Below are 19,934 nucleotides of genomic sequence, written 5' to 3' on the forward strand. Positions count from 1 at the left end.
CGACCGCCACCAGAAAAAGAGTATCGCCTGTGAAGAAACTGGCTGCCGTTACCGCCTTTGCGTGGTTGATAACGACGAGCGCCGCGATCGCGGGCCCCGTCCCGACGCCGAAAGAGGTGCTCGGGCACGATATGGGTGAGGACCGCTATGTCGCGAGCTACAGCGAGACGGCGATCTACTGGAAGCGGCTCGCCGAAGTCAGCGACCGGATCAAGCTCGTCGATATCGGTCCGACGGTCGAGAAAAGGCGCCAGCTCATGGCGATCGTCTCCTCGCCCGAGAATCTTGCTTTGCTCGACAAATATAAGGATATCTCCGAGCGGCTCGGCCGCGCCGAGGGACTGACCGACGAGCAAGCGCGCGCACTCGCCGCTGAAGGCAAGGCGGTGATATGGGTCGACGGCGGCATCCATGCGAGCGAGACGCTGACCCATTCGGCGATCATCCAGCAGGTCTACGACCTTGTGAATAGCGACGACGCCGAGGCGAAGCGCATCCGCGACAATGTCATCATCCTTTTTGTCGCCAACAATCCCGACGGGCAGGAACTGGTCGCCAATTGGTATATGCGGATCAAGGATCCGGCGAAGCGCGAGGCGGGCTTCGAAAGCCTGCCCAAGCTCTACCACGCCTATGTCGGCCACGATAACAATCGCGACTTCTACATGGCCGAGATGCCCGAGACGCAGAATATCACGCGCGTCCTCTTTCGCGACTGGCGTCCGCAGGTCGTGCTCAACCAGCACCAGACCGGCCCGGCAGGCACCGTCGTCTTCATTCCGCCCTTCCGCGATCCGTTCAACTTCAACTTCGATCCGCTCGTGATGACGAGCCTCGAAGAGGTCGGGGCTGCCATGCAGTCGCGCCTCCTCGCCGAGGGCAAGCGCGGTGGCACCTCACGCGACGGGGCGCACTACGACACCTGGTACAATGGCAATCTCCGCTCGATCTCCTATTTCCACAATGCGATCGGCATCCTCACCGAGACGATCGGCAAGCCGGTGCCGATCGACATCGAGCTCGTTCCCGAACGCCAGCTTCCCGGCAACAACCAGCCGGCACCGATCGCGCCGCAAAAATGGCATATCGGTCAGTCGCTCGAATATAGCATGACGATCAATCGCGCGGTGCTGAGCTATGCCGCCGCGAACCGCGAGAAGCTGCTCTTCAACATCTATCGCATGGGCGCGAACAGCATCGCGCGCGGCAGCGAGGATAGCTGGACGATGACCCCGACGCGGGTCGCCGAGATGCATACCGCCTCGGCGGCGACCGGGGCCAAGCCCGTCGCGACGCGCACGCGCGGCAGCAGTTCGATCGAACCTCGATTTTACGAAGCCGTCATGCGGAATCCGGCAAACCGCGATGCGCGCGCCTATGTCATCGATCCCGGCCAGCGCGACTATCCGACCGCGGTCCGCTTCCTCAACGCACTGATCAAGCTCGGGGTCGATGTCGATCGCGCCAGCGCGCCCTTCTCCGCCAACGGCAGAAAATATCCTGCAGGCACCTATTTCGTCCGCACCGCGCAAGCGTACCGCCCGCATATCCTCGATATGTTCGAGCCGCAGGATTATCCCGAGAATTTCGAATATCCCGGCGGCCCGCCGATCCCGCCCGCCGACGCGACGGGCTATACCCCCGCCATCCAGATGGGGATTGGATTCGACCGCGTGCTCGATCCGCTCGATGTGTCGTCCGAGCGCGTCTCGACCCTGCTTTCGAACAGTCCGGGGCGGATCGTCGGCGAAGGCAAGGCGGGTTACCTTGTCGGTCACGGCGCGAACAACAGCTTTATCCTCTCCAATCGCCTGCTGAAGGTCGGTCAGCCCGTCTCGTGGCTGTCGCAGCCGGTATCGGTCGCAGGCAGCGTCGCCGAGCCCGGCGCGCTTTGGGTGCCCGCGTCCCCGGCCGCGACGCGCATCGTCGAGAGCGCCGCCTCCGAGCTCGGGCTCGATGTCGAGCGTGTGTCGGCGGCTCCGGCCGGCGAGCGCACTTCCATGAGGCGGCCGCGCGTCGCGCTCGTCGATGTCTATGGCGGGCTCATGCCGACCGGGTGGATGCGCTGGATCTTCGACCAGCATGAATTCCCCTTCACGATCGTCTATCCGCAGCAGCTCGATGCGGGGAAGCTGCGCAAGGATTTCGATGTCGTCATCCTGCCGCACGCTGCCTTTCAGCTCCAGACGGCGCGCGCGAGCGGTGACGGCATGTTCCGCGGGCGCGGCGACGACAAACAACCGAAACCCGAAGACATCCCGGCCGAATATCGCGGCTGGCTCGGGACGGTGAGCGCCGAAAAGACGATCCCGGCCTTGCGAGCATTCGTCGATGCGGGCGGCTCGCTGATCGCGATGGGCGGCTCGGCGCAGGCGGTGGCGCAGGCGATGGGCCTGCCGGTCGAGGACGCGGTCGCCGAAGCGGTCGACGGCAAGAGCGCCCGCCCGCCGCGCAGCAAATTCTATGTGCCGGGCGCGTTGGTCGAGGCGTCGGTCGATCCCGCGTCGCCCTTGACCTACGGACTGTCCGGAAAGGTCGATTTGTTCTTCGACGACAGTCCGGTGTGGAAGCTCAAACCAGGCGCTGCCGGCGTTCAGGTCCCGGTGCGTTTCGCAGGCGTCCCGAAGCTGCGCAGCGGCTGGGCGCATGGACTCGAGCGGCTCGATGGTGCGGCAGCGATCGTCGAGGTCGACCGCGGCAAGGGCCGCATTGTCCTTTTCGGACCCGAGGTCGCGCTTCGCGCGCAGACGCACGGCGCCTTCAAGCTGCTGTTCAATGCCATCTATCTGGGTGCCGACCATGGCCGGCGCTGAGGGCCGCACGACAATCCGGGGCCTGCCTCTCGCGCCGGTGTCGTCATGAGCGGGGCGGGCGAAGACGCCGCGCTTGCGGCAGCCCGCGAGCAGTTGATCGGGGCGGCCAAGGCGCGCGCAGCCGTGCGCGCCTTTTTCGATCCCGCGACCTCGACGATCAGCTATGTCGTCCACGATCCCGTGACGATGCGCGGCGCGGTGATCGACAGCGTCCTCGACTATGATGCGGCCTCGGGGCGGACCTCGACCGCATCAGCCGAGACCGTTGTCGCCTATGTCCGCGACGCGGGCATCATCCTCGACTGGTTGCTCGAGACCCACGCCCACGCCGATCATCTGTCGGCGGCGCCCTGGCTTGCGAAGACCTTGGGCGGGACGATCGCCATCGGCGAGCATATCCGCGATGTGCAGGCCGTGTTCGGCGACATTTTCAACGCCGGACCTGAGTTTCGCCGCGACGGCTCGGACTTCGGGAGGCTCTGGTCCGACGGCGAACACTTCGCGATCGGCGAGTTGCCGGTCACCGTGCTTCATGTTCCCGGGCATACGCCGGCGTGCGTCGCATACGTCATCGGCGACGTCGTCTTCGTCGGCGATACGATGTTCATGCCCGACTATGGTTCGGCGCGCGCCGATTTTCCGGGCGGCGATGCGGCTTTGCTTTTCCGCTCGCTTCGCCGCATCCTCGAACTTCCGCCCGAAACGCCGCTTTTCATGTGTCACGACTATCTGACCGCCGGGCGGCAGGATCATCGGTGGGAAACCACCGTTGCCGAGCAGCGCAGGTCAAACGTCCACGCGCGCGAGGGCATTTCGGAACAGGAGTTTGTCGCGCGTCGGCGCGCGCGCGACGCCGGGCTTTCGATGCCCGCGCTGCTGCTGCCGGCGGTGCAGGTGAACATGCGCGCGGGACGGCTGCCGCCTGCGGAGGACAATGGCGTCGCCTACCTCAAGATACCGGTCGACCGGCTGTAAGCGCCGGCCCCCCGACGAACGGAGAGATTATGACCATCAGGACCCTGACCCCGACGCTTCGCGTGTCGCCGCAGATCGACCCCGCCGATGTCGGGGGGCTCGCCGCGTCGGGATTTCGCTCGATCGTCTGCAATCGCCCCGATGGCGAGGAGCCGGGCCAGCCCACGGCGGCCGCAGTCGCCGCAGCGGCCGAAGCGCATGGCCTTCGCTTCGTGCACATCCCCGTCGTGCCGGGATCGATTGGCGAAGGCGATGCCGCCGCGATGGCGCGCGCGCTCGCCGACCTCCCCGCGCCGATACTCGCTTATTGCCGCTCGGGCGCGCGTTCCGAGCAACTCGCCGGTATGGCGGCCGCGTGCGGCGGCGATGGCGGCGTTGACCGTTACGATGTCGTGGTGATCGGCGGCGGCAGCGCGGGGATCGCGACCGCCGCGAGCATCCTGCGCCGCCGTTCGGGCGTGTCGATCGCGATCGTCGAACCGAGCGAGGATCATTATTACCAGCCCGGGTTCACGATGGTCGGCGGAGGCATCTTTGCGGCCGAGGCGACGCGGCGCGGCGAGGCGGGGCTGATCCCCGAGGGTGCCGAATGGATCCGCGGCGCGGCGGTGTCTTTCGATCCCGCCGACGATCGGGTCACGCTCGCTGACGGACGGGTGATCGGCTATCGGGCACTGGTCGTCTGCCCGGGGTTGAAGCTCGACTGGGATGCCATTCCGGGGCTGGCCGGGGCGCTGGGATCGGACGGCGTGACGTCCAACTATCGCTACGATCTCGCCCCCTATACCGACCGGCTGGTGCGCCGCTTCCGCGGCGGGCGGGCGCTCTTTACCCAGCCGCCGATGCCGATCAAATGTGCAGGCGCACCGCAAAAGGCGATGTATCTGTCGTGCCATCGCTGGGAACGCAGCGGGACGCTCGGTCAGGCAGCGGTGCAATTTCATACCGCGACGCCATCGCTCTTCGGCGTCGCGGCCTATGTCCCCGCGCTCGAAGCCTATGTCGCACGTTACGGAATCGACTTGCAGATGGAATCGCGGCTCGTTTCGATCGATGGCGCCGCGAAGGTGGCACTGTTCGAGCAGCGCCGCGGTGACACGGTCCGCCGCGTCGAGGAGCGTTTCGACATGATCCATGTCGTGCCGCCGCAGGTCGCGCCCGATTTCATCGCATCGAGCCCGCTCGCGGCGCCCTCGGGCTTCGTCGCGGTCGACGAGACGACGCTGCGGCATCCCGTTCACGCCAATGTCTTCGCTCTCGGCGACGTCGCGGCGACCACCAATGCCAAAACGGCGGCGGCGGCGCGCAAGCAGGCACCGGTTGTCGCGCTCAATATACTCGCGGCGCTCGACGGCGCACCGCCTGTCGCCGCCTACAATGGCTATGGCAGTTGCCCGCTGACCGTCGAAGCGGGCCGGATCGTGCTTGCCGAATTCGGCTATGGCGGCAAATTGCTCCCGACCTTCCCCAAATGGCTGATCGAGGGCACCCGCCCGTCGCGCCTGTCCTGGCTGCTCAAGGAGAAGATCCTGCCGCCCGTCTATTGGCACGGCATGCTGCGTGGTCGCGAGTGGCTCGCGGCACCCGAGCCGATCGGTCGGGGCAGGTGACGCTCGATACGATCCAATATCTTTTCGGCGCGCTGTCGGGCGGCATTGTCGGCTTTACCCTCGGTCTCGTCGGGGGTGGGGGCTCGATCCTCGCGGTTCCCCTGATGGTCTATCTCGTCGGGGTCTCAAACCCGCATGTCGCGATCGGGACGAGCGCGCTCGCGGTTGCCGCCAACGCTGCCTCGGGACTAGCCCAGCACGCACGGGCGGGTACAGTCAAATGGCGCTGCGGCTTTCTCTATGCCGGGAGCGGCATCGTCGGCGCGCTTGTAGGCTCGATAGTCGGCAAGGCGATCGACGGGCAGAAGTTGCTCTTCCTGTTCGCGCTGTTGATGCTCGTCGTTGGCGCCCTGATGCTGCGCGGGCGAAACAATCCCGGCATCGAGGGCGCCGCGTGCAACCGCCACAACGCACCCGCGGTGCTCGGCTATGGTCTCGGCACCGGCGGCATTTCAGGCTTTTTTGGAATAGGCGGCGGCTTCCTCATTGTGCCGGGACTGATTGCCTCGACGAAGATGCCAATCCTCAATGCGGTCGGCACCAGTCTTGTCGCGGTGACCGCCTTCGGGCTGACCACCGCGCTGAGCTATGCTGCGTCGGAACTGGTCGACTGGAAACTGGCCGCGATCTTCATCGCCGGTGGATTTTTTGGCGGGATTGCCGGCACGCGGGCGGCACGGATACTCTCGAACCGGGGTAGCCTGGTCGCCATCTTTGCCGGCCTGATCTTCGCTGTTGCTGGCTATATGCTGTTCAGGAGCGCGAGCGCACTTCTGTAGCATCGCTCCGGCCTTCCGCCGTCTCTTTTGCGCCGATGAAGCAGAGGGCAATGGTTCCGCGGTTGGTCGGGGCCATTCCCTCTTGTCGCCTGCTGCGGGTCTCGGATCGCCTCATCCGTCAACCCCCTCCGGGGGTTCGCCCTTCGCTTGCGCTCCGGTGACGGCGGCTCCCGGCCCCTTGGTTGGGCTCCATCGGGGATGGCCCCGACCAACCAAGGAGACAACCTATGGCCACCATCGCAAATCTCACCGTCAAGGCCGACGGCAGCTTCGAGGGCACGCTCGCGACCCTCAATGTCACCGCGCCGATCGCGATCGTTCCGAACGGCCGCAAGGCCAAGGACAGCGAACCCGACTATCGCGTCATCAGCCGCAAGAATGGCTTCGAGCTCGGCGCCGGCTGGAAGCGCTTTTCGCAGGCCAACGGCGCTGAATATGTGTCGGTGACGATGTCGGCCCCCGAGTTCGGGACCATCTACGGCAATGTCGCCAACGCCCCCGGCGACGATCCGATGAAGAAGGTCATCATCTGGAATCCGCCGGCCTGACCGGCATCCCGGCTCCACCTTCGGGTGGAGCCGCTTCTTCATTTGCGGCAATCGAAGACAGGCGGTGTGAATAGCCGCCTGTTTCCGTACTCGTCCCGCTATCGTCCATATCATGGCACTTCGATCCGTCGCCGCCTCCCTTTCGTCGGGGGGCATAGGGAGTCGTGAAGGACCTGCTCGCAGGAGCGTCGGGGGATTCGATGTCCCGAGGACCGGCCAGCAGCGATGCCGGAACGCGGCGGCGAACCGGGGTGTGTCGGGCGTGGCTGTCCGCCGCACGGGAGCGGCTCCATTCCCGCTCTCGATTGCCGCTGGTCCCTTGGCCGGGGCCAGGCCTCCTTCAATCAACCCGCAAGGGGTCCCGACGCTTCGCTCGGGCCGCGGCTTTGCTCGCGGTGATTGCAGCCTGTCCCCGTCCGGCGGGGCGCCTGTCGAGCGGGAATGGACCCGCTCCCAAGGACAGGAGTTCATCCCATGCCGCTTTCCACTGCCCAATCGCTCGGCTGGAACCTCGCCCGCACGATGATGACCGTGATCATCCTCGTCGAGACCAGCGCCGGATATTCGGTCATGCCGCTCGACGAGTTTGACGGCGATCCCGAAACGATCGTCTGCGAATATGATCCGTTCGGTCGTTGATTTCGTCCATCCCGGCCCGGGACAGAACCGCTCGCGGTTCCGCCCGGGTCCCCATTCTGCCCCGGCGAACCCGCAGGTCATGCTGCGGCGCCCGGGGTGCGTGCATCCGGCGGGACGAAACCCATGACCCTGATGATCATCCTCGGCATTGCCGCCGCCCTCTATCTCGCCTGGTTGATGGTCCGCCTGGCTTCGCTGGCCTTGCCTGTGTGCCTCGGCGTCTCCGCCTTCTTCCTCCTTCGCGATCAAGGGTTTGGATTGGCGGCAGCAATTGCGATCGGAGCGATAACGGCTATCGTCCTTCATCAGACTGGACGGGTGCTGCTGGCCCGGTCCGGTTCTCCCCATGTGCGCCTTCTGATCATATCGCTGTTTGCTATTCCTGCCGGCGTTGCAGGCATGGAGGTGGGGGCGGCGCTGGCACACATCATCGATATCGACGGGGTTTGGCGCATTCCTTTCATCGTGGGTTTCGGGATCCTGACCGCCCGTGCCAGTTGGCGATTGCTGGTGGCAGACCAGCCATCTTCTGGCGGACGACGGCGGCATCCGACCTTCCGATAGGAGGAGTTTCGCGAAGCCCCGAAATATTTCGTCACAGGCGACCCGGCCATATGACACCTTCCGGCTGCGGACCGTACCAGCCCGGCCTCTCGGGATGCGCGATCTGCCGCCAAGCCGCTGACGCTGGTCCGGCATTGCCGCAACGGCGCTTGCCCGACTTTCTTCCCCCGGCGTGCCGCCGTTCCTCGCGAGACAAGAAAGACGGACCGCGCCGTCCTTCGCTTCGCTTCGGGCCTGGCGGCTGCAGCACCGGCCCCTTGCCGGCCGCCGATGCGCATCGAGGCCGCGCTGGTGCGGCCCGACCCCAAGGAAAGGACAAGCATCATGGCCAGAATCGGCACGTTCAAGAAGGTCTCCGGTGAATATCGGGGTCAAATCATCACCCTCTCGGTGCAGGCGAAATCGGTTCGCATCGTTCCCGAAGACAAGCCGAGCGGCAACGCCCCGAGCCATCGCGTCTTCATCGGCGAGGCCGAGGTCGGCGCGGCCTGGGAAAAGCAGACGCAGGACAAGCGCGCTTATCTGTCGGTCAAGCTCGACGATCCGAGCTTCGCTGCGCCCATCTTCGCCCAGCTTTTCGCCGGCGAAGACGATGCGCACGATCTGGTCTGGAGCCGCCAGACCCGCCGCGGCGGAGATTGAGCCGCCGCATCCCGCCCGGCAGGTGCTGCCGGGCGGGATACCCATTTCTGGGGAGCGGCCTCCTGCCATCTTGGAATAGGCTGGCCCGGTGCGATCGCGATGCTGCCGTCATCCTGAAAGAGGCGGCAGTGGCAGACATGACCGGATCTCAGATCACGCAGCGGGCGCCGCTCGATTTTCCGGGCTTCGCGCAGGAGTTTCTGCGCCGCAATCCTGCCTACTCCCAAGACCATGACAGGGTCATGTCCGGCGCCCGGCGCGGCGACGCGGCGGCGCGGGAGGTGGTGGCCCGGCGTTGGGGTCTTTGCTTTCCCCTGCTCGCCGACTGCCTCCGCGCGTGACAGCCCGGCACTCTGGTCGGCCGCCTTCTGTGGTTACACCAACATATTCGATGCCGCGCCGCCGGGATGCGGTGGCGCACCCTTCGCGGTGTGGCCTGCGCACTCTGTCGCGGCCGATCAGACATTGCCCGATGGGAGGCATCTCGTACTCTTCGGCGGCGGCGAATGGCATCGACTGTGGCTTCGCATCGATGATCCTGGTGTCCCGCTTGCGAGCCTGATCCTTCACGATGGTCTGGTCGACCTGCGCCGCGCGGCGGCCGGCAGGCTCGATTCATGGAGGGGTGGTGCGACCGGCCGGGCGCCGGCGGGATTCTTGCCGACCGCTTATCAGGCGCATCGTCTCGGCACCATGCTCGCCATTCTCGATCTGATGCAGGGGCCGGAGGGCGGCGGTGTCACGTCGCACGATGTCGCGCGCCGGATCATTTATCCGGGCCTGTCGGTCGGGCGCGGCGCCGAATGGAAATCCTCGTCCGAACGTCGGCGGACCCAGCGGCTGATCGAGGAAGCGCGCGCCCTGATGCAGGGCGGCTACCGGGCGCTCCTCGCCGGCCCGTCGGGGCGACAAAAATAGCCGCGCCTTTTAGCCGCTCCGCCTCCCGGACCTCCTCGCGCCACGACGCTCCACGACCCGCCGCACCGGCTTTTCCGGCCCGGCAGCTGGAAGGAGCACGCGAATGAATTCCCCCTTTCCCGTGGCTGGCCCGCGCTACCTCAGAACCCCCGATGCTGCGGTGCATCTCGGCCTCTCGGCCCGAACCCTCGAAAAGCACCGCTGCTACGGCACGGGGCCGACGTACCGCAAGCTCGGTGGACGCGTCGTCTATGCGATCGAAGAGCTCGACGCCTGGGCCGAGATCGGCCGCCGCAGCTCGACATCGGATCCGGGCAAGGGCACCGTCCATCCAGCACGGCCGGTGCGCCGCTGATGCCGGACCATAGTCTCTCCGGGGCGGGAATAGCGGCGCGCCTGCCGTTGACCGAGGTCGAACTGACCTGGATCGCGGGCCGTACCGAGCAATGGATCCGCTTCGGCCGCGTCGCGGCCGAGCGCATCGTCAGCCGCCGCACGCGCATCGTCATGTTTCGTCCGGGCGCGCTCTTCGCCTTCGTGCGCTGGACGTCCAACGACTTCGGCACCATCCATTCGAATATAGCAATCGCTGCCGCAACGGCGCTCGGCGAACCCTATGCCACCTTGCCGTTCGTTCGCCCCGGCGCCGAAATCCTGGCGCGCATCGACGGTTGGCCGAAAGTGCAGAAGGTGCTTGAGGCGATCGATGCGGTGGAAGCCGCCGGCATCGACGCGTGCGATGCGGCGCCCGATCATTGGCGCCATGTGGGCAGCCGGATCGCAGCCGGCTTGCCGTTCCGGCCCTATAGCATCGACCGCCACACGGCATGGCTTCGCCGCCGGGCAGTCGAGTCATGAACCGCCGGGCGCTTCACGCCACGGCGGCGGCCGCAACGCTGTTCGGCACCCTGTTCGCGGCGGTCGCCTGGCTGAAGCCGGCGCCGCGGCTCCTCTGGAATGCGAGCGCCAGTGCGCCGACGGGACTCTACAGGATCGACGCCGGCGCGCAGCCGCGGCTCGGCGACCTGGTCGCCATCGCCCCGCCGCCCGCGCTCGCGGCTTTCCTGACGCGGCGCGGATATCTGCCGCAGGGCGTGCCGCTGCTGAAGCGGGTTGTCGGCCTCCCCGGCGCCCTCGTCTGCCGTTCCGGCACCTTTGTCACCGTCAATGGGGCAGGCGTCGCCCGCGCGCTGGCGCGCGACCGGGCGAACCGTCCGCTGCCTGTCTGGGGCGGCTGCCGGGTCGTCGGGCGCGGTGAATATTTCCTCGTCAATGCGGCGCGAGACAGTCTCGATGGCCGCTATTTCGGACCGGTTTCGGCTGCGGGCCTGATCGGCACCGCGCATCCGGTTCTCACGCGCTCGAATGCCGGGACAGCGGCCGGCGCACTTTCCATCACCACGAAGGAGAAGGACAGATGATCATCGGTACGATGCGCGGGAAAGCCGCGGCAGGTTTTACGGGCTCGATCAAAACACTCGCGTTTGATGCGCCGATCACGCTCGTGAAGGCGCCCTTCTCTGAAAATGAAAATGCGCCCGAGTGGCGAATCCTGATCGGCGATCCGGCGCTCGGCGCCGAGATCGGCGCCGGCTGGGACCGCGCGGGATCGCGCGGCTATTATATCGCCCTGCAGATCGACGACCCGAGCCTTGCAGCCCCGCTGCGCGCGAACATGGTGCGTCTTGGCGATGATCTCGGCTGCTTTTCGCTCCTCTGGTCGCGCCCCGAACCGCAGGGCGGGAACTGATCCATGGTACGGCTGCTGCGTGCCGCCGGCGGCCTCGCACTGCGCTTCGCCGCGCCATGCGGTGCGCTGCCCGCGGCGCTCGTCTTGCCCTTGACTTGCGCGCCGGCTGCCGCCGCGGTGCAGCCGGGTGGCCAAAGCTTTGCAGCGCCGGTCGCCGAAGCGGCACAGCGCTTCGGCATTCCGGAACTCTGGATCTGGCGCGTGATGCACGCCGAAAGCCGGGGGAAAGCTGGCGCCGTCTCGCACGCGGGTGCGATGGGCCTGATGCAGATCATGCCCGCCACTTGGGCATCGTTGACCGCGCGCCACCGGCTCGGCCCCGATCCGTTCAACCCGCGCGCAAATATCCTCGCCGGCGCGGCCTATCTGCGCGCGATGTGGGATCGCTTTGGCGATGTCCGGTTGATGCTCGCTGCCTATAATGCGGGACCGGGCCGCGCCGATGCTTATGCATCGGGACGCCGCGGACTCCCCGCCGAGACAATCGCATATGTTGCAAAGATCGCGCCCGAACTGCACGCGCCGGAAAGCGCAACGGCTACCGTCGCGGCGCCGTCGCCAAGGCCCGGCTGGCGCGAAGCCGCGCTCTTCGCCGAGCGAGCACCGTCGTTCCAGATCGCCGATCCTGTACCTCCGGTGGGACCGGCCGGGCCTGCTCCCGCAGCAGGTGCGTCGCTCTTCATTCCCCTGTCCGTGGGGCCCGACCGGTGAGGTCCCGCGGTCTTGAAGCTGTTTGCCGAGGGTCTGGTTCCCGGGTTCCGCAACCTTGCAGCAAGGGAAATTCGGGAGGGCAAGATAAAAGCCGTGCCAGCTTCGGGCACGGGATGGTCGGTTTCCTGCGGCCTTGCGCGTATGGCACTGCCGAAATCAGCCATACAAATCGGAGGAACGCGGGCGTCTCCGCGCCCTTTTCGTATGGCACCGATCCTCATGCGCGGTGACGACGGAGAATTCCGGGTCAGGCCGGGACGGAGCCGCGATCGCGGGGCGGGGTCGGCGAGCAAAGGCAAACGGCTCGCGGCCCAGGTCCGCAAGGCCGCCGCCCGATCGGGCTATACCCGCTCGCGGTCCGGCCGAGGCTCTGGCGGCGGAACCGGCGCACATGGCCGGGGCCGGCGGGCCATGGCCGCGATGCAGCGCCAGCCGGGTGCCCGGCGCGTCACCGTCATGGCGCGCGTCGTCCGTCATCAGGGCGCGCGGTTTCGCGCCGCGCCGCTGGCGCGCCACATCCGCTATCTCGAGCGCGACGGCGTCACCCGCGACGGCCGTGATGCAAGCATGTTCGACGCGGACGGCGACGCGGCCGATCGTGATGCGTTCGCCGAGCGTTGCGAGGATGACCGGCATCATTTCCGGCTGATCGTCAGCCCCGAGGACGCGGCCGATCTCGGCGACCTTCGTACCTTCACCCGCGACCTCATGACCGACATGGCGAAGGATCTCGATACCCGCCTCGACTGGGTGGCGGTCGACCATTGGAACACCGACAATCCCCACATCCATATTCTCGTGCGCGGCGTCGCCGACGATGGCTCCGATCTCGTCATCGACCGCGGCTATATTGCCGCCGGCATTCGCGGGCGGGCCGAAGTCTCGGCAACGCTGGAGCTTGGCCCGCGCAGCGAGTTCGACATCCAGAACGCCCTGGCGCGCGAAGTCGATGCCGAGCGCTGGACGAGCCTGGATGTCCGGCTGCAGAGGATGGCGGACGATGCGGGCGGCGTTGTCGATCTTCGGCCAGCGACGGGCGAAGACCGGAAGATGCATGGCTTGCTCGTCGGCCGCGCAGCGAAGCTCGAGCAGATGGGGCTCGCCGAACGGCAATGTGCAGGGCTCTGGTCGCTTGGTGCCGGCGCTGAGACGACGCTCCGCGAGGTCGCGGTGCGCGGCGACATCATCAAGACGATGCACCGCGCGCTGTCGCGCGGCGGCGGCCGCTTCGATCCCGCCGCGCTCGCGCTTCACGATGGCGTGCCCGGGAGTCCAATCCTGGGCCGGCTCGTCGAGCGGGGGCTCCATGACGAGCTTGCGGGCAATGCCTATGCGATCGTCGACGGCGCCGATGGGCGCACGCACCATATCCGGTTCGACGACCTGGAGATGACCGGCGACGCGAGGCCCGGCGCGATCGTCGAACTGCGCAGCTGGGAGGATGGCAAGGGGCGCACACGACTGTCGCTCGCGACCCGCTCGGACCTGCCGCTCGTATCGCAGGTGACGGCGCCGGGCGCCACCTGGCTCGACCGGCAACTCGTCGCGCGCGACCCGGCCCTCTGCGGGAACGGGTTCGGGCTCGAGATCCGCCAGGCGATGGACGAGCGGACGCGCTATCTCGTCGAACAGGGGCTCGCGTCGCGAAGCGGCGGGCGGTTGACCCTGGCGACGGGGCTCATCGACAAGCTCGCGTCGCGCGAGCTCGACGCCGCCACCGCATCGATTGCCGAACGGACGGGCCTTTCGCCCCGGCCCTCGGCCGCCGGCGAATATGTGAGCGGCATTTACCGCGAGCGGGTGACCCTCGCATCGGGGCGCTTCGCCATGATCGACGATGGGCTGGGCTTCCAGCTCGTACCCTGGCGCCCCGCGCTCGACCGCCATCTCGGCCAGCACATCACCGGCACCATGTCGCCCGGCGGCTCGGTCGATTGGGCGCTGGGCCGTGGCATCGGCATCTAGAAAGGCAAATCGAGGTGAACGACAAGATCCTCTGGGGACAGATCGCGGCGGTCGGTACGATCGTGATTCTCGCGATATGGGCGGCGACGCAGTGGACAGCGGCCGCGCTCGGGTTTCAGGCGGCGCTCGGCGCGCCATGGTTCCGCATCGGCGATTATCCCGTCTACCCGCCGCCCGCCTTCTTCTGGTGGTGGTTCGTCTATGACGCTTATGCGCCGCCGATCTTCTATCGCGGCGCGATGATCGCCGCGTCGGGCGGCTTCCTTTCGATCATCGTGGCGATCGCGATGTCGGTGTTGCGCGCTCGCGAGCGCCGCCGCGCCGAGACTTATGGCTCGGCGCGCTGGGCCGATACCGCCGAAATCCGGCGTGCAGGGATGCTCGGCGATACCGGCGTGATCCTCGGCCAATATCGGCGCCACTATCTGCGCCATGACGGCGCCGAGCATATCCTCTGCTTCGCGCCGACCCGCTCGGGAAAGGGCGTGGGGCTCGTGGTTCCGACCTTGCTCACCTGGCCCGGCAGCTGCATCGTCCACGACATCAAGGGCGAGAATTGGCAGCTGACGTCGGGCTTTCGCGCGAAGCACGGCCGTGTCCTGCTCTTCGATCCGACCAACATCGGCTCGGCCGCCTATAATCCGCTGCTCGAAGTCAGGCGGGGTGAATGGGAAGTGCGCGACGTGCAGAATGTCGCCGACGTGCTCGTCGATCCCGAAGGCAGCCTCGAGAAGCGCAACCATTGGGAGAAGACCAGCCACTCGCTCCTCGTGGGCGCGATCCTGCATGTCCTCTATGCCGAGGAAGACAAGTCGCTCGCGGGCGTCGCGGCCTTCCTGTCGGACCCGCGCCGCGGGATCGCGACGACCCTGCGGATCATGCAGACGACCGCGCATCTCGGCGAAGCGGGCGTCCATCCCGTGGTCGCCTCGGCGGCGCAGGACCTTCTCAATAAATCGGCGAACGAGCGATCGGGCGTGCTTTCGACAGCGATGTCCTTTTTGGGGCTGTACCGCGACCCGGTGATCGCGGCGGTAACCCGGCGATCGGACTGGCGCATCGCCGACCTGGTGACGGGTGAGGTGCCTACCTCGCTCTATCTGGTCGTCCCGCCCGGCGATATCAGCCGCACCAAGCCTCTCATTCGGCTCATCCTCAATCAGGTCGGGCGGCGCCTGACCGAAGAACTCAATCCTGCGGCGAGGCCGCAACGCTTCTTGCTGATGCTCGACGAATTCCCGGTGCTCGGACGGCTCGACTTTTTCGAGAGCGCGCTCGCCTTCATGGCCGGCTACGGGATCAAGGCCTTCCTGATCGCCCAGTCGCTCAATCAGATCGAGAAGGCCTACGGGCAAAACAATGCTATCCTCGACAATTGTCATGTCCGTGTGAGTTTCGCGACCAATGACGAGCGCACCGCCAAACGCATCTCCGACGCGCTCGGCACCGCGACCGAAATGCGCGCGATGAAGAATTATGCCGGCCACCGGCTGTCGCCCTGGCTCGGCCATCTCATGGTGTCGCGCACCGAAACCGCCCGCGCCTTGCTGACGCCCGGCGAGGTCATGCAGCTTCCGCCCGATCAGGAAATCGTGATGGTGGCCGGCGTCGCTCCGATCCGCGCGAGCAAGGCGCGTTATTATACCGATCCCCGATTCAAGGCGCGGCTCCTGCCTCCGCCTCCGCCGCCGGAAGCGCGCGAGGCCCGACCCGACGACTGGAGTTCGCTGGAACGTCCGGCGGTTTTGCCGGGCAATGTCGCCCACATGGCGGACAGCGATGAGATCGTCGATGCGGCCGAAAGCGAGGAGCAAGATGACGACACCAACGGCGGCATCCGGCAGGAGCCCGCGATCCCCGATCATGAGAATATCGCACCCGAACCTCGCGCGGGAACCAGCGAGTTCGACTTTGGGAATGAGTCCCGAGACGATGATCCGGTTCGGGAGCGGAAGGCCATCGAGGGTGCGATGCGCCGGGGTGCCCGGCTGGCCTCACAGGATCCGGACGATGGGATCGACCTGTGAGGAAATCCTCCGTCAAGCGAACCTTCCGCATCGACGCCGTGCTGGCACGCCAACTCGACGAACGGGCCAGCAGTCGCCGGATCACCCGTACCGATATCGTCGAGGCCGCGCTCGCATCCTTGCTCACACCCGACCATGAGGAGCGGGTCGAAGCCGTTCTGACCCGCAGGCTCGACCGGATATCGCGGCAGCTCGATCGCCTCGAATGGAATGTAGAATTATCGAACGAAGGTTTCGCGCTGTTCGTTCGCTCCTGGCTCATCAACCATCCGCCACTCCCCGACGCGGCGCTTCGGGCTGCGCAGGTCACCGGCAAGAAAAGATGGGAGGCTTTCGTGGAATCGCTCAGCCGCCGCATGGAGCTCGGACCGAAACTCGGTGACGAGCTTTCACGCGACTGCGACGGCGATCATTCGTCGCCGGCCGCAAAATAGGCTGTAAGGCGATGCGCGAGATCGGGTGTAAGGCGGATGAAATTGCGTCTGCCGTCTTGGCGGTCGGCTTCGCGGGTCACCAATCCTGCATCGCAGAGGCGCTGGACCAACCTGAGCGCGCTGCTCATCCCGAGACCCGATGCTATGCCGAGCGAGCTGGTCGATACCGGCCTTGCTTCGGCTTCATGGATGAAAAGATCGATCAGCATATCCCAAGCGGGCTCGCCGAACAGGTCATCGGCCCCGACGAGTTGGCGGCGGAGCATTCGACGCCGGGACGTCCTGTGCGCATTGGCCAGCGCCCGGGCTGTGTCGGGGCCGCCCACCCAATCCGGTGTCTCGCTGCGAAGCATGATCTGCGGCGACGGAGCAGGACGGGCTGAGGTTCGCCCTTGCAGGATCGTCCGATGTCCGCCGAGTGTTACGACGATATGTTCAACTATTTCGACATTCAGGGACCGTCCAATCGCGGCCAGTCGCTCGGTTGCTTCGATATCGGACCGGCTTGGCGTCGGGTCGCCGCTTGGATGATTGTGGACGAGGATGATTGCCGCGGCGTCCAGCTCAATGGCGCGGCGAAATATGGTGCGCGGATAAATTGCGAGTTGCCCGAGCGTCCCATGTTGCAACTGCTCATCGGCGAGAAGACGCCGCGATGTATCGAGGAACAGCACTCTCAGCACTTCGTCGGACAGCGCTCCCATTGACGTCCTTAAATATCGGAGCAGCCCCGGGTTGGACGGATCGATATCGCAGCCGGCAAGCTCTGCGCGCATTGCTTCCAGCGTGGCGGCGCGCGCGGCGACGAGCATCGCGGCCACCGGACTGCTCTTGCCCAGCGTGCGCGCCAAGGCTTCGGGTGACCGGGTGAGAAGTCGCGCGAGCGTGCGATGTTCCGCGAGCAGCGCGTCAGCTACTTCCCGGCTGTTGTCGGGATCGATCGCCGCGACGAGATTTGCCAGGATGGCTCGTTGTCGCCGCGCGCCAGCCGACGCTGGTGACGCCAGGTTGCGAGGATGAGGATCGCAGGCACCGGCCATGAGGTCGCCACCTGCATCGCGAGATAGGCCGCCGGATGCAGCGCCACGTCGATGATCCGGCTTGTGTGAGCCAGAAGCGGAACCAGGTGCAAAACGGCGATGCACATGGGCCAGAAACGATGTGCAAAGAGCGCGAGCGTGACGGTGGCTGCCGCCCCGAACAGGTCGATCGCGAGATGGCCGGTGTCGAGCGATGCGAAGTTCGGCGGAACGAAAGCGTGGAGCAGTTGGTCCAGCCCCACCATCGTCACGGCTATCGCCGCCATCGCCCGTTCGGGGCCGCCGCCACGCCAGGCGGCATAGCCGACAGCAACGGCCAAGAAAGCAAGAAACAAGGCTATACGCACGCCCTGAGACTTTCACGGCCGTCGCTTCCGGTCAATCGGCATCAGGCGGCTGATGCCCGCGCGCCGGCTCCTGCTTCGGCAATCGACGGACATTCGTGGAGATCGTAACCGGCGGTTTCGCGTCCGAGGTCGGCGAGTTCGCCATGAACACGCAGAATGTCGCCGCTGACGCCGACGAGTGCCGACTGCGCTTTCAGCAGCAGGCGGAGGGTCGCATGACCCTTGGTTGCCGGGACGCCTTTGATGTCCCGCCGCGCTGTGACCACGCTGGTCATCAGCGATGACACCGCGATGAGCGCATCGTCGACTCTCACTTCGGCGGCCGGAACATCGCGGGCCAAGCGTGCTGCCGCGATGGTGATTTCGTTGGACATGACTTCTCCTCTGCCGGAAGCGCACGCTCCGGCGATTGATGACGGACAGGATGAAAGAATCAGCCGGAGATCAGCCGGGTCAGCGTTTCGCCGATCGTCACGCCCGCAAGAGCAAGAAGGATCAGGCCGACAAGCATCGCCGCCATGATCCAGCCCCGGTTCGGGCGGGAGTGATCATGCCTCCAGAGACTCTTGAACAGTGGGTCGTTCGCGACTGGTTGCTGTGTGAGCGATGTACTATCGTTCAGCGCCAATGCGGCCGGCCCGCCGTCCGGGAAGTCGGATGGCACGAGGTCGGGCGGCGGCGGTAGTATGACCGCATCCCATGGTATCCGGTCATAGGTCTGCCTGAGGCGTGCATAGCGGATCGCGGTCTCGTCGCGGTTCGCCGCTCCCAATATGTCGCGCGCGGTCGTGAGCCTCAGATCTACGGCTTGCTTTGAAATATCGAGACGGCGGGCAATTTGCTTCGAAGTCTGCCGCTCGAGCAGCAGATCGAGGCAAGCGCGTTGCTTGTCCGTGAGGCGCGCCCAGCGCGCTTCGTCCTCTGACGGCTGCGACCCCGAATCAGTCATTGTTACACTCTTGTCAAAATCGGGCCGAACACAAGCTACCGGACCCGATATGCGGTTTCTTGGAGGATGTTACCCGAGCGGCGCCTACGCCGCTCCCTGTCTTTCTTCGCCATTGTACGACGCGAACAAAAGCTTGTTGAATCGCATCCTTCTCTGCGTCTCTTACTCGTCCCCGTCGAACGGGGCGCCCTTGCCCCGGGTCAAGAAACGGGGATATCGATGGGCGCAGAACCGATCCGGCTGGAGGCACATCATCGCAGCGCGCGCATGCTGCGCACGGCGATGGGCGATGCGATCGCCAAATGGCTCGCCGATCCCGAAGTCATCGAAATCATGCTCAATCCCGACGGCCGTCTGTGGGTCGACCGGCTGGGTCAGGGCGTCGCCGAGAGCGGGTATCGCCTGACTGCCGCAGACGGCGAACGCATCATTCGGCTCGTCGCCCATCATGTCGGCGCCGAAGTTCATGCGGCGGCACCGCGCGTCTCGGCCGAACTGCCCGAGGGCGGTGAGCGCTTCGAAGGCCTGCTGCCGCCGGTCGTCGCCGCACCGGCCTTTGCGATCCGCAAACCGGCGATCGCCGTCTTCTCGCTCGACGACTATGTCGCATCCGGCATCATGCGCGCAGGCGAGGCCGAAACTCTCCGCTCGGCAGTCCGCGACCGGCTCAACATTCTCGTCGCGGGAGGCACCGGGACCGGCAAAACCACGCTGACCAACGCGCTGCTCGCCGAGATTGCGGGAAGCCGCGACCGGATCGTGCTGATCGAGGACACGCGCGAACTCCAATGCGCCGCGCCCAATCTGGTCGCGATGCGGACCAAGGATGGCGTCGCCTCGCTCTCCGACCTCGTTCGCTCTTCGCTGCGCCTGCGCCCCGATCGTATTCCGATCGGCGAGGTACGCGGCGCCGAAGCGCTTGACCTGCTGAAAGCCTGGGGCACGGGGCACCCGGGCGGCGTTGGGACGATCCACGCCGGCAGCGCACTCGGCGCGCTGCGCCGGATGGAGCAACTGATCCAGGAGGCCGTGGTCACCGTGCCGCGCGCCCTGCTCGCCGAAACGATCGACCTCGTCGCCGTGCTCGTGCGTGACGGGACAGGCCGGCGGCTCTCCGAACTCGCGCGCGTCGACGGGCTCGATCCCGCGACCGGCGAATATCGTCTCACACCCGCCCATTCCGCAGGAGATCCGTCATGAAAATTGCCTTTCCCAAGCGCCCG

23 protein-coding genes are annotated in these 19,934 nt (G+C 66.3%); 19 read left to right on the forward strand and 4 right to left on the reverse strand.

What is annotated here, in order from left to right:
- The first annotated feature begins 29 nt into the window (after positions 1–29).
- The 18 genes from FG91_RS04250 (at position 30) to FG91_RS04330 (ending at position 16,375) form a co-directional block, all read left to right on the forward strand.
- On the forward strand, positions 30–2,813 hold the full coding sequence (locus FG91_RS04250; RefSeq protein WP_200878403.1) for a M14 family metallopeptidase: 2,784 nt from the start codon (positions 30–32) through the stop codon (positions 2,811–2,813).
- Between the two features lie 45 nt (positions 2,814–2,858).
- Entirely contained in the window at positions 2,859–3,788 is a 930-nt protein-coding gene (locus tag FG91_RS04255; RefSeq protein WP_037512428.1) for an MBL fold metallo-hydrolase, read from the forward strand.
- Between the two features lie 29 nt (positions 3,789–3,817).
- Complete coding sequence (locus tag FG91_RS04260; RefSeq protein WP_037512430.1) at positions 3,818–5,398, forward strand: bifunctional protein tyrosine phosphatase family protein/NAD(P)/FAD-dependent oxidoreductase; 1,581 nt, start codon at positions 3,818–3,820, stop codon at positions 5,396–5,398.
- The gene (locus FG91_RS04265) at positions 5,395–6,177 is read left to right on the forward strand and encodes a sulfite exporter TauE/SafE family protein (RefSeq protein ID WP_037512774.1); all 783 of its coding nucleotides are present in this window, start codon (positions 5,395–5,397) and stop codon (positions 6,175–6,177) included. Before FG91_RS04260 ends, FG91_RS04265 begins: the two co-directional genes overlap by 4 nt.
- 227 nt (positions 6,178–6,404) lie before the next feature.
- Entirely contained in the window at positions 6,405–6,725 is a 321-nt protein-coding gene (locus FG91_RS04270) for a DUF736 domain-containing protein (protein WP_037512432.1), read from the forward strand.
- A 474-nt stretch (positions 6,726–7,199) separates the two neighbouring features.
- Positions 7,200–7,364, forward strand: a complete 165-nt coding sequence (locus FG91_RS22175) for a hypothetical protein (protein ID WP_162835110.1) — start codon at positions 7,200–7,202, stop codon at positions 7,362–7,364.
- 123 nt (positions 7,365–7,487) lie between these two features.
- Positions 7,488–7,928, forward strand: coding sequence for a hypothetical protein (locus FG91_RS20835; RefSeq protein ID WP_052187301.1), 441 nt, complete (start codon positions 7,488–7,490; stop codon positions 7,926–7,928).
- A gap of 324 nt (positions 7,929–8,252) precedes the next feature.
- Positions 8,253–8,570 (forward strand): DUF736 domain-containing protein, encoded by a 318-nt coding sequence (locus FG91_RS04280; protein WP_037512781.1) that lies wholly within the window; start codon positions 8,253–8,255, stop codon positions 8,568–8,570.
- Between the two features lie 137 nt (positions 8,571–8,707).
- Positions 8,708–8,911, forward strand: coding sequence for a transcriptional regulator domain-containing protein (locus FG91_RS04285; RefSeq protein WP_037512783.1), 204 nt, complete (start codon positions 8,708–8,710; stop codon positions 8,909–8,911).
- An 88-nt stretch (positions 8,912–8,999) separates the two neighbouring features.
- Positions 9,000–9,488, forward strand: coding sequence for a DUF2285 domain-containing protein (locus tag FG91_RS22240; RefSeq protein WP_235211937.1), 489 nt, complete (start codon positions 9,000–9,002; stop codon positions 9,486–9,488).
- Between the two features lie 103 nt (positions 9,489–9,591).
- Positions 9,592–9,843 carry a helix-turn-helix transcriptional regulator gene (locus tag FG91_RS04295; protein WP_037512433.1) on the forward strand — a complete coding sequence of 84 codons (252 nt, stop codon included), beginning with the start codon at positions 9,592–9,594 and terminating at the stop codon, positions 9,841–9,843.
- Positions 9,843–10,346 carry a DUF2840 domain-containing protein gene (locus tag FG91_RS04300; protein WP_037512435.1) on the forward strand — a complete coding sequence of 168 codons (504 nt, stop codon included), beginning with the start codon at positions 9,843–9,845 and terminating at the stop codon, positions 10,344–10,346. Before FG91_RS04295 ends, FG91_RS04300 begins: the two co-directional genes overlap by 1 nt.
- On the forward strand, positions 10,343–10,909 hold the full coding sequence (locus tag FG91_RS04305) for a S26 family signal peptidase (protein ID WP_037512437.1): 567 nt from the start codon (positions 10,343–10,345) through the stop codon (positions 10,907–10,909). Before FG91_RS04300 ends, FG91_RS04305 begins: the two co-directional genes overlap by 4 nt.
- Positions 10,906–11,238, forward strand: a complete 333-nt coding sequence (locus FG91_RS04310) for a DUF736 domain-containing protein (protein ID WP_037512440.1) — start codon at positions 10,906–10,908, stop codon at positions 11,236–11,238. The genes FG91_RS04305 and FG91_RS04310 overlap by 4 nt, the downstream gene beginning before the upstream one ends.
- A 3-nt stretch (positions 11,239–11,241) precedes the next feature.
- Positions 11,242–11,949 (forward strand): lytic transglycosylase domain-containing protein, encoded by a 708-nt coding sequence (locus FG91_RS04315; protein WP_052187303.1) that lies wholly within the window; start codon positions 11,242–11,244, stop codon positions 11,947–11,949.
- A gap of 219 nt (positions 11,950–12,168) precedes the next feature.
- Entirely contained in the window at positions 12,169–13,914 is a 1,746-nt protein-coding gene (locus tag FG91_RS04320) for a relaxase/mobilization nuclease domain-containing protein (protein WP_037512790.1), read from the forward strand.
- Between the two features lie 14 nt (positions 13,915–13,928).
- Positions 13,929–15,941, forward strand: a complete 2,013-nt coding sequence (locus FG91_RS04325) for a conjugal transfer protein TraG (protein WP_037512442.1) — start codon at positions 13,929–13,931, stop codon at positions 15,939–15,941.
- Positions 15,938–16,375: a hypothetical protein gene (locus FG91_RS04330; RefSeq protein WP_037512447.1), complete on the forward strand. Its 438-nt coding sequence runs from the start codon at positions 15,938–15,940 to the stop codon at positions 16,373–16,375. Before FG91_RS04325 ends, FG91_RS04330 begins: the two co-directional genes overlap by 4 nt.
- Here the strand turns inward: FG91_RS04330 and FG91_RS21280 are convergent.
- The 4 genes from FG91_RS21280 to FG91_RS04350 form a co-directional block, all read right to left on the reverse strand.
- Entirely contained in the window at positions 16,351–17,187 is an 837-nt protein-coding gene (locus FG91_RS21280) for a JAB domain-containing protein (protein ID WP_327195782.1), read from the reverse strand. The genes FG91_RS04330 and FG91_RS21280 overlap by 25 nt on opposite strands.
- Before the next feature lie 101 nt (positions 17,188–17,288).
- Complete coding sequence (locus FG91_RS22300; protein ID WP_235211938.1) at positions 17,289–17,750, reverse strand: hypothetical protein; 462 nt, start codon at positions 17,748–17,750, stop codon at positions 17,289–17,291.
- A 53-nt stretch (positions 17,751–17,803) separates the two neighbouring features.
- Positions 17,804–18,136, reverse strand: a complete 333-nt coding sequence (locus FG91_RS04345; protein WP_037512449.1) for a hypothetical protein — start codon at positions 18,134–18,136, stop codon at positions 17,804–17,806.
- Between the two features lie 59 nt (positions 18,137–18,195).
- Positions 18,196–18,711 (reverse strand): helix-turn-helix domain-containing protein, encoded by a 516-nt coding sequence (locus FG91_RS04350; protein ID WP_081940414.1) that lies wholly within the window; start codon positions 18,709–18,711, stop codon positions 18,196–18,198.
- A gap of 219 nt (positions 18,712–18,930) precedes the next feature.
- On the opposite strand from FG91_RS04350, the gene trbB reads away from it, so the two are divergent.
- Entirely contained in the window at positions 18,931–19,911 is a 981-nt protein-coding gene (gene trbB, locus FG91_RS04355; protein WP_037512450.1) for a P-type conjugative transfer ATPase TrbB, read from the forward strand.
- Positions 19,912–19,934: the final 23 nt, after the last annotated feature.

The organism is Sphingopyxis sp. LC81 (genome assembly GCF_000756375.1).
Lineage (GTDB): Bacteria > Pseudomonadota > Alphaproteobacteria > Sphingomonadales > Sphingomonadaceae > Sphingopyxis.

What these genes read in the sequence shown, in the direction of transcription:
- FG91_RS04255 (WP_037512428.1), top strand. Translation starts at nt 2,859, where the DNA reads ATGAGCGGGGCGGGCGAAGACGCCGCGCTTGCGGCAGCCCGCGAGCAG.
- FG91_RS04260 (WP_037512430.1), top strand. Translation starts at nt 3,818, where the DNA reads ATGACCATCAGGACCCTGACCCCGACGCTTCGCGTGTCGCCGCAGATC.
- FG91_RS04270 (WP_037512432.1), top strand. Translation starts at nt 6,405, where the DNA reads ATGGCCACCATCGCAAATCTCACCGTCAAGGCCGACGGCAGCTTCGAG.
- FG91_RS22175 (WP_162835110.1), top strand. Translation starts at nt 7,200, where the DNA reads ATGCCGCTTTCCACTGCCCAATCGCTCGGCTGGAACCTCGCCCGCACG.
- FG91_RS20835 (WP_052187301.1), top strand. Translation starts at nt 7,488, where the DNA reads ATGACCCTGATGATCATCCTCGGCATTGCCGCCGCCCTCTATCTCGCC.
- FG91_RS04280 (WP_037512781.1), top strand. Translation starts at nt 8,253, where the DNA reads ATGGCCAGAATCGGCACGTTCAAGAAGGTCTCCGGTGAATATCGGGGT.
- FG91_RS04285 (WP_037512783.1), top strand. Translation starts at nt 8,708, where the DNA reads ATGACCGGATCTCAGATCACGCAGCGGGCGCCGCTCGATTTTCCGGGC.
- FG91_RS04295 (WP_037512433.1), top strand. Translation starts at nt 9,592, where the DNA reads ATGAATTCCCCCTTTCCCGTGGCTGGCCCGCGCTACCTCAGAACCCCC.
- FG91_RS04300 (WP_037512435.1), top strand. Translation starts at nt 9,843, where the DNA reads ATGCCGGACCATAGTCTCTCCGGGGCGGGAATAGCGGCGCGCCTGCCG.
- FG91_RS04305 (WP_037512437.1), top strand. Translation starts at nt 10,343, where the DNA reads ATGAACCGCCGGGCGCTTCACGCCACGGCGGCGGCCGCAACGCTGTTC.
- FG91_RS04310 (WP_037512440.1), top strand. Translation starts at nt 10,906, where the DNA reads ATGATCATCGGTACGATGCGCGGGAAAGCCGCGGCAGGTTTTACGGGC.
- FG91_RS04315 (WP_052187303.1), top strand. Translation starts at nt 11,242, where the DNA reads ATGGTACGGCTGCTGCGTGCCGCCGGCGGCCTCGCACTGCGCTTCGCC.
- FG91_RS04320 (WP_037512790.1), top strand. Translation starts at nt 12,169, where the DNA reads ATGCGCGGTGACGACGGAGAATTCCGGGTCAGGCCGGGACGGAGCCGC.
- FG91_RS21280 (WP_327195782.1), bottom strand. Translation starts at nt 17,187, where the DNA reads ATGCTCGTCGCCGCGCGCGCCGCCACGCTGGAAGCAATGCGCGCAGAG.
- FG91_RS04345 (WP_037512449.1), bottom strand. Translation starts at nt 18,136, where the DNA reads ATGTCCAACGAAATCACCATCGCGGCAGCACGCTTGGCCCGCGATGTT.
- FG91_RS04350 (WP_081940414.1), bottom strand. Translation starts at nt 18,711, where the DNA reads ATGACTGATTCGGGGTCGCAGCCGTCAGAGGACGAAGCGCGCTGGGCG.
- trbB (WP_037512450.1), top strand. Translation starts at nt 18,931, where the DNA reads ATGGGCGCAGAACCGATCCGGCTGGAGGCACATCATCGCAGCGCGCGC.